Source organism: Marinobacter salarius, from assembly GCF_032922745.1.
Classification (GTDB): Bacteria; Pseudomonadota; Gammaproteobacteria; order Pseudomonadales; family Oleiphilaceae; genus Marinobacter.
On record NZ_CP136693.1, the window covers coordinates 4037278 to 4050492 of the forward strand.

The 13215-nt window shown below is 57.8% G+C and carries 16 protein-coding genes; 10 read left to right on the forward strand and 6 right to left on the reverse strand.

Annotated features, from left to right (window positions below; genetic code table 11):
- Positions 1–172 precede the first annotated feature (172 nt).
- The 3 genes from R1T46_RS18730 (at position 173) to R1T46_RS18740 (ending at position 3165) form a co-directional block, all read left to right on the forward strand.
- On the forward strand, positions 173–1615 hold the full coding sequence (locus R1T46_RS18730; RefSeq protein WP_317306536.1) for a phospholipase D-like domain-containing protein: 1443 nt from the start codon (positions 173–175) through the stop codon (positions 1613–1615).
- Positions 1616–1758: 143 nt separating this feature from the next.
- Positions 1759–2160: a PA2779 family protein gene (locus R1T46_RS18735; RefSeq protein WP_126810417.1), complete on the forward strand. Its 402-nt coding sequence runs from the start codon at positions 1759–1761 to the stop codon at positions 2158–2160.
- A gap of 12 nt (positions 2161–2172) precedes the next feature.
- On the forward strand, positions 2173–3165 hold the full coding sequence (locus R1T46_RS18740) for a PA2778 family cysteine peptidase (protein WP_317306537.1): 993 nt from the start codon (positions 2173–2175) through the stop codon (positions 3163–3165).
- Here the strand turns inward: R1T46_RS18740 and R1T46_RS18745 are convergent.
- Complete coding sequence (locus R1T46_RS18745) at positions 3159–3800, reverse strand: methyltransferase domain-containing protein (RefSeq protein WP_317306538.1); 642 nt, start codon at positions 3798–3800, stop codon at positions 3159–3161. The two genes, R1T46_RS18740 and R1T46_RS18745, sit on opposite strands and share 7 nt — an antisense overlap.
- A gap of 173 nt (positions 3801–3973) precedes the next feature.
- On the opposite strand from R1T46_RS18745, the gene R1T46_RS18750 reads away from it, so the two are divergent.
- The 3 genes from R1T46_RS18750 to R1T46_RS18760 all read left to right on the forward strand — a co-directional run bounded on the left by R1T46_RS18750 (position 3974) and on the right by R1T46_RS18760 (position 8033).
- Positions 3974–5008: an AraC family transcriptional regulator gene (locus R1T46_RS18750; protein ID WP_317306540.1), complete on the forward strand. Its 1035-nt coding sequence runs from the start codon at positions 3974–3976 to the stop codon at positions 5006–5008.
- Positions 5009–5297: 289 nt separating this feature from the next.
- Positions 5298–7109 (forward strand): choice-of-anchor D domain-containing protein, encoded by a 1812-nt coding sequence (locus R1T46_RS18755; protein ID WP_317306541.1) that lies wholly within the window; start codon positions 5298–5300, stop codon positions 7107–7109.
- 99 nt (positions 7110–7208) lie between these two features.
- A complete protein-coding gene (locus tag R1T46_RS18760) occupies positions 7209–8033 on the forward strand; it encodes a DUF6160 family protein (protein WP_317306542.1) in 825 nt (274 codons plus the stop codon).
- Positions 8034–8091: 58 nt separating this feature from the next.
- Here the strand turns inward: R1T46_RS18760 and R1T46_RS18765 are convergent, their stop codons facing one another.
- Positions 8092–8409, reverse strand: coding sequence for a DUF2007 domain-containing protein (locus tag R1T46_RS18765; protein ID WP_036204490.1), 318 nt, complete (start codon positions 8407–8409; stop codon positions 8092–8094).
- 77 nt (positions 8410–8486) lie between these two features.
- Entirely contained in the window at positions 8487–8864 is a 378-nt protein-coding gene (locus R1T46_RS18770; protein WP_036204488.1) for a thiol-disulfide oxidoreductase DCC family protein, read from the reverse strand.
- A gap of 107 nt (positions 8865–8971) precedes the next feature.
- Here R1T46_RS18770 and R1T46_RS18775 point away from each other — a divergent pair, with 107 nt between their 5' ends.
- The 3 genes from R1T46_RS18775 (at position 8972) to R1T46_RS18785 (ending at position 11007) form a co-directional block, all read left to right on the forward strand.
- Positions 8972–10198 carry an RNA polymerase sigma factor gene (locus R1T46_RS18775; RefSeq protein ID WP_317306543.1) on the forward strand — a complete coding sequence of 409 codons (1227 nt, stop codon included), beginning with the start codon at positions 8972–8974 and terminating at the stop codon, positions 10196–10198.
- Positions 10199–10277: 79 nt separating this feature from the next.
- Positions 10278–10637 (forward strand): YciI family protein, encoded by a 360-nt coding sequence (locus tag R1T46_RS18780; protein WP_007151921.1) that lies wholly within the window; start codon positions 10278–10280, stop codon positions 10635–10637.
- 16 nt (positions 10638–10653) lie between these two features.
- Positions 10654–11007 carry a DUF1428 domain-containing protein gene (locus R1T46_RS18785; RefSeq protein ID WP_317306545.1) on the forward strand — a complete coding sequence of 118 codons (354 nt, stop codon included), beginning with the start codon at positions 10654–10656 and terminating at the stop codon, positions 11005–11007.
- On the opposite strand, the gene R1T46_RS18790 is transcribed toward R1T46_RS18785, so the two are convergent.
- Positions 10974–11204 (reverse strand): hypothetical protein, encoded by a 231-nt coding sequence (locus tag R1T46_RS18790; protein WP_317306546.1) that lies wholly within the window; start codon positions 11202–11204, stop codon positions 10974–10976. The genes R1T46_RS18785 and R1T46_RS18790 overlap by 34 nt on opposite strands.
- 89 nt (positions 11205–11293) lie before the next feature.
- On the opposite strand from R1T46_RS18790, the gene soxR reads away from it, so the two are divergent.
- A complete protein-coding gene (soxR, locus tag R1T46_RS18795) occupies positions 11294–11758 on the forward strand; it encodes a redox-sensitive transcriptional activator SoxR (RefSeq protein ID WP_091641675.1) in 465 nt (154 codons plus the stop codon).
- Positions 11759–11771: 13 nt separating this feature from the next.
- On the opposite strand, the gene arfB is transcribed toward soxR, so the two are convergent.
- Both arfB and R1T46_RS18805 read right to left on the reverse strand, forming a co-directional pair.
- Positions 11772–12185, reverse strand: a complete 414-nt coding sequence (gene arfB / locus R1T46_RS18800) for an alternative ribosome rescue aminoacyl-tRNA hydrolase ArfB (RefSeq protein ID WP_228210520.1) — start codon at positions 12183–12185, stop codon at positions 11772–11774.
- Complete coding sequence (locus tag R1T46_RS18805) at positions 12179–13171, reverse strand: GTP-binding protein (protein WP_317306551.1); 993 nt, start codon at positions 13169–13171, stop codon at positions 12179–12181. The genes arfB and R1T46_RS18805 overlap by 7 nt, the downstream gene beginning before the upstream one ends.
- Positions 13172–13215: the final 44 nt, after the last annotated feature.

Consider the following 13215-nt stretch of genomic DNA (forward strand, 5'->3'; position numbering starts at 1 on the left):
GAATGCCGGCAGCGATAGCTCAAGACGGACCTTTTTTGTAAGTGTTTGTTTAGCTGGGACCAGGATCACGTCGCGATCATTATTAATCCAGGATGACAAGGGTGTAAGGACGACACAGGTTCCGGTGCAGTATAGTTTCGTCTTTGGACCCTTTCCGTCAGGAAGTACGACGATGACAGTGAAGTTACTGATCGGCCTGGTTATTCTGACCATTACAACAACCGGTTTTTACCACACATTGAAGCCCCTACCCCCCGGGTTCGGTTACGAGGGCAATCCCCATCCTCTGACGAATGCCAAGCTGCTCACCGACAGAACCCTGCACTTCGGCAACGAAGAGCCTCGGCTGGACCACGAGATTTTCGACGGGGCCCTCGATATGGTTTCGAACGCCCGCCGCTTCGTACTGGTGGACATGTTCCTCTTCAACGACACCCGTGAAGAAGGCAGCCGTCAGCGGCCATTGGCAAGGGAGCTGACTGACGCCCTGCTCAAGCGACGCAAGGCGAATCCGGATGTGCGTATTGTCGTTATTTCCGATCCCATAAACACCGTATACGGTGGTACAGCCTCGCCCTACTTCCAGCAACTAAGGCAAGCAGGCATTCCGGTAATAGAAACCAGGTTGGAGCGCCTTCGTGACAGCAACCCGACCTGGTCCGGCCTGTGGCGCTTCTGTTGTCAGTGGATGGGCAACTCGGCAACCGGCGGCTGGCTACCGAACGCACTCGGTGAGCAGCCGGTCACCCTGCGCAGTTACCTGGCACTCCCCAACTTCAAGGCCAACCACCGCAAAGTCCTGATCACCGACAACGCAGAGGGCTTTAACGCCCTGGTGACCTCCGCCAACCCACACGATGGCAGTAGCCGGCACAGCAACATCGGCCTGCGATTCGGAGGGCCAGCCGTGGCCGATTTGCTGCTCAGTGAGCGTGCCGTTCTGGCCATGTCCGGTGCAAACACCGAGGTAGTGGACGAAATGATCAGCAGCCTGCCTCAAGCCGCGGCCGGCATCGATTCGGTCGATACCATCCAGGTCGTCACAGAATCGGCCATACGGACAGCCGCCAGGGACATCATTGGCACCGCAAAAGCGGGCGACAGGCTGGACCTGGCCATGTTCTACCTGTCACACCGAACCTTGCTGGAGGAATTGAAAGAAGCCCACGAACGCGGTGTCGAAGTGCGGGTACTGCTGGACGCCAACAACGATGCCTTTGGCATGGAAAAAAGCGGAATACCCAACCGCCAGGCAGCCATGGAACTCAATGGCGCCGGCATTACCGTACGTTGGTGCAACACCGAAGGTGAACAGTGCCACAGTAAATTACTGGTCAGACGGGACACCCAAGGCAACGCTCAACTGCTGCTCGGCTCGGCCAATTTCACCCGCCGCAACCTCGACGATCTGAACCTTGAAACCAGTGTACGCGTGCGCTCCACCGTGCACTCAGAGACAGTTAGCAAAGCGGCCGGCTTCTTCGACGAGCAATGGAACCACGGCCCGGGTGACACACCAGTCATGAGCCTGCCCTACAATGCCTGGGCCGATGAATCCCGGATACGGTATTGGCAATACAGGCTGATGGAGGCAACGGGACTGTCCACGTTTTAAGTTTCTGTCATCATTCGGAACCTGGCCCTCCGATAACGCGTGCTACTATTAGGTCAGCTTGAATGTCGGATGTAGGAGTCGGCTACATCGCAGGCAACAACCGGAAAGACCGCTTCTTGAATGAAAAATAACAGGAGAGTGTAATGCAAACCCTGAGAAACCATCTGCGGTACGTATCGTTTGTCATGGCCATCATGATGGCTTTCGGCTCCGTTTGGGCATCGTCTGCCTCGGCGGGTATGGTTGGAACCGGTGAGCTGCTGACCGAGCAACGCACGGATCTGGACCGCCAGTCACTGCTCAACATGCTTGAGCAGGATGAGGTTAAAGAGAAACTGGCGGAAATGGGCGTTAGTCAGGAGCAGGTTGAACAGCGCATCCAGAACCTGACGCCGGAGGAATTGTCGGCCTTTGAGCAACAACTGGCGGAGGCTCCCGTTGGCGAGGGCGTTGTCGGGATCATCGTTCTGTTCCTGCTGGTGTTCATCATCACCGATATGCTGTGCGCCACCAATATCTTCCCGTTCATCAACTGTATCCGGTAGCGCAATAGCTCCGTGATCCGTCCTACCCAGTTGCACCTGCTGCGAGTCGTTGTCAGTCTCTTACTGGCAACGATTCTGGCGGGCTGCGCCAGCCGCCCCCAATGGCCCGATACCCCTGCCCTGAACACGGCCGGTGTTGACCAGCGGAAAGTGCTGGATCATGTTCCCTTCCACGCTCAGGAGCTGTACCAGTGCGGCCCGGCGTCCCTGGCCATGATGCTCAATAGCCAGGGCCTGAACACCAACCCCACCGTACTGAAGGAGTTAGTGTATCTGCCTTCACGCCAGGGCAGCCTGAAAGTTGAAATGGTGTCCGCCGCCCGATCCCATGGCTTACTGGTCTACCCGCTGGACGGTTCGCTCAAGAGCCTGTTGGAGGAGATAGCCTCTGGCCACCCGGTGCTGGTGATGCAGAATCTGCGATTTGACTGGTGGCCACAATGGCATTTTGCCGTGGCGATTGGTTACGACGCCAGCGACCGCTCCATCATCCTTCACACCGGCACCCAGGAGCGGCACGAGCAGGCACTGGAAGTGTTCATGGCCACATGGGACCGCGCAGACAACTGGGCCACGGTCATCCTGCCGCCCGACCAACTACCTGCAACGGCGCAGCCCCTGCGCTATCTGACATCCGCCAACGACCTGGAAACCACTGGCAGGACCATCGCTGCCACTGAGGCCTATCGAACGGCCGAACAGGCCTGGCCAGACCAACCGGCTGCCATCATGGGGCAGGGAAACATTGCCTGGCAACAGGGCCAGGTGGACCTGGCCGCGCAACATTTCCTGAGACTGACGGCCAAATTCCCGAACCTGGCCGCAGGCTGGAACAACCTGGCCCACGCACTGGCCACCCAAGGCTGTGCCACGGCATCAAGGACCGCAGCGAGCTGTGCCAGCGCCATCGCTCCAGAGCGTTTCGACGGCAACGTCAAGAACAACAGCGATGGCCCCCGTCCCGTCGATTGCCCTGTACTGGACTGCCCTACCCCGATTCACTGAATTTTCTGGAACAGCGCGACGTCCTTGGCCGGAACCTCCAGGCGCCACCCGTACGTCCGTGCCAACCAGGCCATAGTGAACTCCCGATAAAATACAACGTGGGTTGGGTCCCGCCGGTAATGCCAGTTGGCAAATCGTCGGTCGTCTGTCTGGAAGCAGGTCATCACACCCAACCAGCCACCCGGTTTCAGCAGCCTGTCCAGCCGACGGAACGTATCCGCCGGGCGATGAAGGTGTTCCACCACCTCCGTGCAGGATACAAAATCATACTGGTGTTCCAGAACAGACGTTTGCGGATGAAAGAAGGGATCATAGAGCGCCATGTCCATGCCCGCTTCCCGCAGCATCCCGGCCAGCGCCGGGCCAGGGCCACAGCCAAAATCCAGGCCGCGTACACCCGCTTCCAGTCGTTCGAGTAACGGGCTGGTCATCTTCGAAAGAAAGCGGCGATAGCCCTCATCTTCCGGATGATTGTCGTGAAGGTTGTAGATCTCCCTTTCCCGGCGCTCGTCCAGCCAGCAAGACGAGTCCATGACCGTGGCCTCACAGGTTTCACAACGATAATACGGTATGTCTTTGATGGTCTGGAACGGCGCCAGTGAGCGTGTTTCACACACCGGACAGGGAGCTTTCAATGGGAGATCTCCTGCAAAATCTAACGAATGTTTCATTGTCATTTCCGGCCATCACACCAGAACCGTGACCGTTGAGCAAAATCGACCCAAGCAACCCTGCCTATACTGGGCCAAGACAGAGTAAACAACTGTGCGCTGAACGCGACAGTTCCAGTTCAATAAGGCTACCTCTCATGGAACGAACGGTGGAAACGTCCAGCCCGATGGCGCTCGAAGTGCCGCTGATCTCGGCACGCTACGCCCGACAGTTTATTCGGTTTATGGAGCGCAAGGGTGTTCGGCGCCAAGCCATCCTTGGAGATACCGACATTTCCAGCGACATGCTGGACGATCCCGATGCGAGTCTTTCCATGGGGCAGGTCCGGCAACTGCTGGGCAAGGCGGAGTGGCTGATGGGCGACGAGAGGGCGGCCTTCCAGTTCGGCCAGCAACTGGACCTCCCGGCCCACGGATTACTTGGCTTCGCCGTGCTCGGCCAGGAAAACCCCCGGCGACTGATCAGCATGATTGTACAGTACTTGCGCGTGGGCCTGCCGCTGATGGACATGGACCTCTGTTCAACCGGATCCACTTTCAGGATACAACTGATCGACAATTGGGGCCTTGGCGACTTACGCCCCTGCCTCACCAAAATCTATATGGGCAGCATCCATCGAATTTCATCCCAGGTGTGCAATCACTTCTGTTTTGAGTTCGATTTCGACTCGTCCCTGGAACCCGAGCAGTGGCGCAGCATTGCTGCCGACTGCGAATTTCGCTTCAACGCTCCGGCGAGCCAGGTCACCATGCCTTTGTCCGGCCGACCTGTTCGCAACGACGATACCGGCCTGGAATTCATCCTGGCCAACGCCCGCTCACGAGAGCGGGAACCATCAGAACAGACCGATGAAACCGTCATGCAGGTGCGGGAGATGATCATGAGCCAACCGGGCCGCCCCTGCACCATGGACAATCTTGCACGTCGGCTCGACATGAGCCCGCGCACCCTGAGGCAGCACCTGTCGACCGCAGGCACCTCATTCAGAGTGCTCAGAAACGAGATACGTCAGAACTTTGCCACTCTGTACCTCACCGATACAGTTATCCCACTCGATTCCATTGCTGAGAAGCTGGGGTTCAGCGACCAGGCCGGTTTTACCAAAGCCTACCGCTCCTGGACAGGCCAGACGCCCGGAGATGTCCGCCGGCAGGCCCGCGACCGTAAATAGCTCTCATCCTCAAAGAGCTCTCGCTCCTGATAGCACACACTGAATGATTTTCGGGATTTGAAGGGCGTCACGAAATTGGAATTTCCCTGGTTCTCTCTCCGCTTTGAACAAAAACCTTGCCGGCCTTAGCAATGACCCGAACCGCTCGGCGACGGCCTAATGGCACTGCGTGGAGATAGTAACCCCCGCGCAGTCATAAAGGGACACATTGCAAGACCGATACAGCAGTCCTCATCGGTGATTTCTGCATACCCACACAACAAAGATTGAAACCCTAGAGGACGAACTCATGAAACTCAGGAATCCCAACAAAAGCGTCCGCACGCTCGGTACTGCGATAGCAGCCGCGGCGCTTATGACCGGTGGTGGCAATGCCGTTGCCGAACCGGTGTCACTGGAATTGGAATTCACCTGCCCGTTCCCGTTGATTGGCGAACAGCCCATTCGAGCGCAAATCAGTGCCGATGTACCCACCCAAGCAACAGTGGGGCAACCCACACCAGAGTTCACGGTGGACGCCCTGACAACGGTGAATGAAGATTCCAGGCTGGGCCTCAAGCTGGTGGGTTCCGCCACCATTGAAGGCACCGCCACCAACGAAACCATTGTTGTCACGCCGAGCCGTGAGATTGACCTGACGGTACCGCTGACCATTCCCCAGTCGCCCATTCCCGATGAAACCGGCGAATTTACCGTTCCGGCTCAGGGCACTTCCCCGGCCATCACCTTCACCGAGGATGATGTTGGCGAGGCGGTCATTAGCATCGGTGGCCTTACACTCGACATGATCGCCCGTGTTGAGAACGGCGATATTGCGCCTGCGCCCATCGGCGAATTTACCTCCGAGTGTGTTCAGAACGCCGGCCAGGACAACATTCTGCAGACCGTGCAGGTGGTTCCCGACGAGCAGTTTGAACCCCGTATCGCGGTCAGCCCGGATAACATCGACTTCGGCAACGTGCAGGCCGGCACCACCGCGGAAGAGGTGGTTACCATTTCCAACACCGGCCAGGCAGAACTTGGCATCAACAACATCAGCCTTGGTGGTGCGGACGCAGCAGCGTTCACCCAGACCAACAGCTGTACCACCGTTGCTGCCGGCGAAAGCTGCGACGTCAACGTCACCTATATCCCCGATGGCGAAGGTGACCAGAGCGCTACTCTGAGCATTGAATCCGGCGACGCCGAGAACCCTGTGGTGGACGTACCGCTGACAGGCACCAGCGTGCTCGCGCCCGTTCCGGAAATCAGCGTTACGCCTGCTGACGTCAGCTTTGGCTCGGTGATGCTCGGTGAAACTGCCACCGCGCAGGTCACCATTGCCAACGAAGGCAACGCATCGCTGATGATCAACGCCATTGAGATCGCCGGTACCAACAGCAGCGATTTCACCCAGACCAACGACTGCACAACCGTGGCACAGGATGGAAGCTGTACCGTTGAAATCAGCTTCATGCCGTCTGCCGCCGGTGGACGCAGTGCGACGCTCAACATTGCCTCTGACGACCCTGAAACCCCGGACGTCTCCGTGGCCCTGAGTGGTCAGGGTAACGATGGCAGCGACGACGTGCTCGAGGTGCTTCTGGATCTGGAAGGACAGACCGACATCAACGCTTCCGGAAGCTCTCTGCCTCTCTCAGGCAGCATTGCAACGCAACTGGAGCTGGCAACCGGTATGTTCGAAGCAGATCTTGCGCTTGACCCCACCCAGGGACAATTCAAGATCCCGCTGCTGTTCAAGAGCTTGACGGCCAACGCGAAAGTGACGTTCGAACAGGCTGACATGACAACGGGCACGCTGATAGACGGCAACCTGACGGCCAACTCCTCGCTGTATGTGGAAGTACCGAAAGTAACCGTACGCCTGTTCGGCCTGAAGATTCCGGTAGGTGGTGGCAAGGATTGCCGCACGGCGGATCCGGTCAACATCGAGCTGGCTTCGGTGGAAGGCACCAACTTCTCGCTGTCCGAAGGCGGCGATGTGACTGGCAACTACACACTGCCTCCCCTGCAGAACTGCGGTCCGCTGACCGACGTTCTCAACCAGTTCCTCGCCGGTCCGGACAATGGCATTGATCTGACATTGACCCCGAACCTCTGAGGGAAGTAAGGGAGGCCCCCAGAGGCCTCCCGGTTTGCCGGCAGCCGCACTTTCGGGTGCCGGCAAACCACCATAACAACACCAGGAAGGATGATAACAATGAAAAGCCTGAAGCAATCAGCGTTAGTGTTAGCCATCGCGGGCCTGCCCCTGAGCGGGTATGCCGAACTCAAACCACTGCACGACGCCGACATGGGCCAGATTACCGGCCAGGCGGGCGTTACCATTGAACTCGAAACCCAGGTCACCATGGACGAGTTCACCTACACCGATGAAGGCACGCTGGGCATCAGCGACATCTTCATTGGCGGTGCGGATCGCATCGACATGTTCGAGGAATTCACCTCCGGGCGCGACGCCATTTTCGGCACCAGCAGCACGGATCTGATCGACAACATCAAGATTGAACTGGATGTCGCTGACGATGGCGATGCCATTATCAACGTATTCCCCATCACCGCACGGCCCGTGGACTTCGCCGTACGTACCGGCGCCTGGGAGCTGCGGGGCAACGGCGGCGAGAGCACGTTGTTGGCGGACAACTTCTCTGCGGAGGGCCTTATACTCCAGGCTCAGGCAACCGTGGATACCGACACGGACACCCTCAACCTGACCACCCGGTTCGCCATCGATGAGCTGGAACTGGATGTGCCCTTCTTGGCCGTGGGGATTCGTGACATGCGGATTACCGGCGCAGGTTACGATCCGGACAACCCCTCACTTCTGCCACTGTTCACACTGGTGGATATGGACATCTACAAGGATGCCAATGCGGCGGGTACCGACAGCCTGGCTATCGACATCAACACCTTTGAAGCCGATATGTCCATCGGCCAGGTGCTTGTGGGAGGCACCTCAATTGGTTCGGTGGGATTGGATGATCTTGCTATCCGCAACACCTCCATGCGGGTGTACGGGCACTGACACCCGGCATCGCTCTCCGGGCGCAAGCCCCGGGGAGCCCCTAATCTTCGACCTGTCGTCACAACGCGCCAAAGAGCACCACCATCACGACCGCCAGGAACAGCAGAAACCAGGTGGCGTAACGGTTGGCCCGATCCTCTCCATGGGCAGACGCACTCTCCGGGGCATTTGCCGATTCGTATTCAGCGACCAGAGTACGAGCCAGAACGTAGTCTTCATCCTCTACATGAACATTGGTAAATCCGGCGGCACCTATCTCGCCCATGGCCCCTTGCAGGTAATGACCGCCAACATGACACTCGATGCCTCTGGACTGCAGGAGGCCGGCGACGATATGGGCTTCGGCCAGATCTCGGGCGCGATAAGCTATTTGCATTGGCAGGCTCCGGTCATTTCCAGGAATGTCTTAATTGAACCCTAGCCTGCTTCACGACATTCGTCGATTCTCGCGGGTTATTTTGGCAGTCGACCGGTTCTCTCCAGCCGCTCACCCACCCAGCGGTGATAAAGCTTGGCGAGTGCCGGGCGAATCACCGGCAAGCCAATCAGCCATGCCAGTGGCTTCAGCAGCCACACCCGCGACATCAGCAGAATGTAGGCATCCAGTTCCCGATGAATGTTGCCCCGGCCATCTTCAACATGCAGTTCCTGAAGTGCTGCAACCGGGTCAATGCCCAGCTGTTTCAACTCTTCGTCACGGCCGGTGATATCAACCCACTCGACAGCGTCACCGGTTCGGCCCGCCAGCCGTTCGTAGAATTTGCGATCCCTCACACAGCTTGGACAGGCGCCATCATAAAACACGCGAAGCCGATCTTCTGATGCGGTCATAGCCCTCTCCATTTGTTGCATCGCATTCACTTGATTACACGATAAAACAATGATTACTGTTATCAAAATAATCAGAAAATCGCCGCAAGGGACCAGGTGTAGCGACTATGACCATAGCCAGCCGTATCAACGCGCTTTACCAAACCGAGTCACGCCGGGTGCAGGCCACGCTCATTCGCCTGCTTGGCGACTTTGACCTGGCCGAGGAGTCCATGCAGGAGGCCTTCGCCGCTGCGGTGAAACAGTGGCCTGAACAGGGCATTCCTGACAACCCTGCGGCCTGGCTGATCAAAACCGGCCATCGACGCGGCATTGACCACATTCGCCGGCGACAGACCGCCAGGGACAACCTTTCCCGCGTCGCCGAGGACGAGCCCTACACCCCAGAGCCGGACACCGACCACATTGACGACGACCTGCTGCGGCTGATTTTCACCTGTTGCCACCCGAGCCTTGCCATCGAGGCCCAACTGGCACTGACGTTGCGCGAGATATGCAGCCTTACCACCGAACAGGTCGCCAGCGCCTTGCTGCAGAAACCCACCACCACAGCGCAACGAATTGTCCGCGCCAAGCGCAAGATACGTGAAGCGAACATTCCCTACGAAGTTCCAGAACGAAAGGAGCTCCCTCAGCGCCTGCAGAGCGTCCTGAAGGTCGTCTACCTGATCTTCAACGAGGGTTATTCCTCCAGCGAAGGCAACACCATTGTAAACATCAGCCTCGCCGGCGAGGCCATCCGCCTGGCCACACTACTGGCCGAATTGCTGCCGGATGGGGAAGTCTTCGGCCTGCTGGCGCTGATGCTCCTGCACGATTCACGACGGCATGCTCGCCAGGATGCGAATGGCGAACTGATAACCCTGGAGGACCAGAACCGTGCTCTCTGGGACCAGGAGCAGATTCGCTCCGGACTGGCCTGGCTGGCCCGAGCCCTGGAGATGACACCAGCGGCACCCTATACCCTCCAGGCTTCCATAGCCGCCGCCCACGCCAAGGCCGCCACCGCTTCGGATACCGACTGGACTCGTATCGCCAGGCTATATCAGGTTCTCTATCAACGTCAGCCCTCCCCGGTCATCGCCCTGAACCACGCCGTGGCAGTGGCCATGCGAGACACACCGGAGGCAGGCCTGAAGCTGCTCGACCAGTTGGCCGGCCACAAAGCCATTCAGAGTTACTACCTCTATCACGCCGCACGCGCCGATCTCTTTCGCCGTTCGGGCGATCTCGCAGGCGCCCGCACTGCTTATCAGAGAGCATTGACCCTCACGCAACAGGGGCCGGAACAACGCTACCTGAGCCGGCGGCTGACGGCTCTCGACAGCGCGTGATAAAAAATTTTCCCGGGCTGTCGATTCAACCACCTTCCGTACGACATACAGATAACCACACGCAAAAAGGGAGATTCACATGAAGTACGTGGCTCTGGTGTACTACCAGGAAAGCATCATCAACAACATGACGGAACAGGAGTGGCACGACCTCAACCAGGAGTGTATTGCCGGCGTGGAGAAGCTCACCAGTCAGGGCAAGTTTGTAACAGGCCAACCTCTGCAGCCCATCGACACGGCTACAACGGTGAGGGTCAGAGACGACGAGGTGCTGATCTCAGACGGCCCGTTTGCCGAAACCAAGGAACAACTGGCGGGCTTCTACCTGCTGGATGCCAACGACCTGAACGAGGCTCTACAACTCGCAAGCCGTATCCCCCCTGCGCGCTTTGGCAGCATTGAAGTCAGGCCCGCGCGCGAACTTCCTCCCAAGGACTGATACCAGGAGATTCAACATGACGTATGTCGACGGATTTGTAGCGGCGGTCCCTACCGCCAACAAAGAGCAATACATCAAACACGCCAGCGATGCGACCGTGGTGTTCAAGGATCACGGCGCCCTCAAACTGGTGGAATGCTGGGGTGACGATGTGCCCGACGGCGAGGTCACATCGTTCCCCATGGCGGTGAAGTGCAAGCCCGATGAGACGGTGGTGTTTTCCTGGATACTGTGGCCCTCACGCGAGGCCCGGAACAGGGGCATGCCAAAAGTGATGGAAGACCCCCGTATCCAGGCGGATGTAAATCCCATGCCCTTCGATGGGAAACGCCTCATTTATGGCGGATTTGAAACGGTTGTGGACGAGTAGTCTACCCCAGCCGTTTCAACGCGTTTTCGATGGGCGACACCACCAAGCTCTGCCATTCTATCAATCTCGTGATGATGGCCTGTGTTGTAGAACAATACGTTGCCGTCGTCCCGGGTCAGTAGATAGGCGTGGGTTGTCAGCCCCGGAAACGGGCTTTCAACATCCGTTTCCCACACATCAGTCTGGATCTGTCTCATCGCTTCCTCCTGTTGTTGCGTCAGGTTCGACAGCAGCTTAAAACCTGAAGTAAACTTGAGGTCAACAAATCCAGCGATTGGAGTTGGCTATGGTGAGCATAGAAAACGGAGAAATTAAAACAGCCCTGAGCGTTGGCGAGGTTGCTGAGCGCAGTGGAGTCGCAGTCTCAGCCATACACTTCTATGAGAAGAAAGGACTGATCGACAGCTGGCGCAATGCCGGAAACCAGCGACGTTTCCATCGGGGCGTGTTGCGTCGAATCGCCGTTATCAAAGTAGCGCAACGGCTTGGCATTCCGTTGTCGGAGATCGGCGAAACCCTGGCAACCCTGCCGACCGACCGCACCGTGACATCCCACGACTGGCAGCGACTCTCCGAACAATGGAAGTCCGATCTGAATCACCGCATAGAGTTACTGGTCGGACTTCGGGATCAACTCACAAGCTGCATCGGCTGCGGCTGCCTGTCCATCGACGCCTGCCGGCTACGCAATCCCTGGGACGAGCTTGGCGATGAAGGCCCCGGCGCGAGACTGCTGGATAAAAACGAGTAGCCGATGGGCAAGGCTAGAGAGAAACCTTACCCCGCAGTGCCTTGGTTTTACCTTTCTGGGTCTTTTTGTCCACGCGCCGTCGCTGTGATCCCTTGGTGGGGCGCGTGGGGCGGCGGGCTTTCTGCTGCTTCACCGCGTCCTGAATCAGGGCTTTCAGGCGTTCAAGGGCGTCTTCCTTGTTCAGCTCCAGGGTGCGAAATTTCTGCGCCTTGATGACAATCACACCTTCCTTGCTGATGCGCTGATCGGACAGTCGCATCAGCCGTTCTTTATAGAACGGCGGCAAACTGGAGTTGAGGACGTCGAAGCGCAGGTGAACGGCGGAGGCTACCTTGTTGACGTTCTGGCCACCGGCGCCCTGGGCCCGGATCTGGGTAAGCTCGATCTCCCAGTCCCCCAGTTCCACCGCATTGGAAATTTTCAGCATGACAGGTCCGTTTTTTCGATGGATTCACGCAGGCTGGCATCCAGTTCGTCAACGTCCAGGCTTTGCTCGCTGATGACTTCGAGACGGGACAGTTCTCGTGGTTCACACTCAGATACCGACAGCGCCCCGTCCGCCATGTTGATCGTCCGCCAGCCATCACTGGTTTGAGCCACAGCCTTGAACCGGACAAAACGGCTATCGAGCGACAATGCCAGCAGAGCGGTTTCTGAAAAGACCGTGTCTGGATGGACACGCCAGCCCACGCTGAAATGCCCCTGCCCACGGTTGCTGACCCGCTGCCACGGTTCGTCCTGAATATCGGGAACCGGCGAGGCTTCCGAAGAGTCATGGTGATGGTGCGCGTGGGGCGTACTGACCTCGGAGAGCGCAGTCTCCCCATCGAGCCAGGCAGATTCCAAACGGCCTTGCCGGGTGTGGAAAACAGCCGTCTTTTCCGGCTGCAGCTCAGCCACCCAATGATCGAACCGGGCAACCTGCTCCGGTGTGCAAAGGTCGGTTTTATTGGCGATAACAATATCAGCTGCCGCGACCTGATCCTGAAACTGTACGTTTTCCAGAACCTTTTGCTCTTCAAGCCTTCTCGGGTCGACCAGGCAAAGCACAGGGCCCAGTTGAAGCACATCCTGATAATGCTCTCCCGTCAGGGTTTCAATAATCTGGGAGGGATGCCCAAGGCCCGTGGGTTCAATCAGCAATCGGTCTGGTCGGGCTTTATGAATTAACTGGTTGAGTCCGATTTGCATCGGTAACCCGGCCACGCAACACATGCACCCACCCGGCACCTCTCGCACAAAAGCACCTTCGGTTTCCAGCAAGGCGCCATCAATACCCACTTCGCCAAACTCATTCACCAGAACCGCCCACACCTCACCTTCTGGTTTTTTCTTCAGCAGGTCCAGTATGGCGGTGGTCTTTCCCACGCCCAGAAAGCCGAGCACCAGATTGGTGGGTATTGGTGAAGTCATAGATTGCCCGTGTCGTTCATAGAAAAGGTCGGCAGAACATAGTG

What these genes read in the sequence shown, in the direction of transcription:
- R1T46_RS18765 (WP_036204490.1), bottom strand. Translation starts at nt 8,409, where the DNA reads ATGCAAATAGCTTATCGCGCCCGAGATCTGGCCGAAGCCCATATCGTC.
- R1T46_RS18750 (WP_317306540.1), top strand. Translation starts at nt 3,974, where the DNA reads ATGGAACGAACGGTGGAAACGTCCAGCCCGATGGCGCTCGAAGTGCCG.
- R1T46_RS18755 (WP_317306541.1), top strand. Translation starts at nt 5,298, where the DNA reads ATGAAACTCAGGAATCCCAACAAAAGCGTCCGCACGCTCGGTACTGCG.
- arfB (WP_228210520.1), bottom strand. Translation starts at nt 12,185, where the DNA reads ATGCTGAAAATTTCCAATGCGGTGGAACTGGGGGACTGGGAGATCGAG.
- R1T46_RS18770 (WP_036204488.1), bottom strand. Translation starts at nt 8,864, where the DNA reads ATGACCGCATCAGAAGATCGGCTTCGCGTGTTTTATGATGGCGCCTGT.
- soxR (WP_091641675.1), top strand. Translation starts at nt 11,294, where the DNA reads ATGGTGAGCATAGAAAACGGAGAAATTAAAACAGCCCTGAGCGTTGGC.
- R1T46_RS18760 (WP_317306542.1), top strand. Translation starts at nt 7,209, where the DNA reads ATGAAAAGCCTGAAGCAATCAGCGTTAGTGTTAGCCATCGCGGGCCTG.
- R1T46_RS18805 (WP_317306551.1), bottom strand. Translation starts at nt 13,171, where the DNA reads ATGACTTCACCAATACCCACCAATCTGGTGCTCGGCTTTCTGGGCGTG.
- R1T46_RS18730 (WP_317306536.1), top strand. Translation starts at nt 173, where the DNA reads ATGACAGTGAAGTTACTGATCGGCCTGGTTATTCTGACCATTACAACA.
- R1T46_RS18775 (WP_317306543.1), top strand. Translation starts at nt 8,972, where the DNA reads ATGACCATAGCCAGCCGTATCAACGCGCTTTACCAAACCGAGTCACGC.
- R1T46_RS18790 (WP_317306546.1), bottom strand. Translation starts at nt 11,204, where the DNA reads ATGAGACAGATCCAGACTGATGTGTGGGAAACGGATGTTGAAAGCCCG.
- R1T46_RS18735 (WP_126810417.1), top strand. Translation starts at nt 1,759, where the DNA reads ATGCAAACCCTGAGAAACCATCTGCGGTACGTATCGTTTGTCATGGCC.
- R1T46_RS18780 (WP_007151921.1), top strand. Translation starts at nt 10,278, where the DNA reads ATGAAGTACGTGGCTCTGGTGTACTACCAGGAAAGCATCATCAACAAC.
- R1T46_RS18785 (WP_317306545.1), top strand. Translation starts at nt 10,654, where the DNA reads ATGACGTATGTCGACGGATTTGTAGCGGCGGTCCCTACCGCCAACAAA.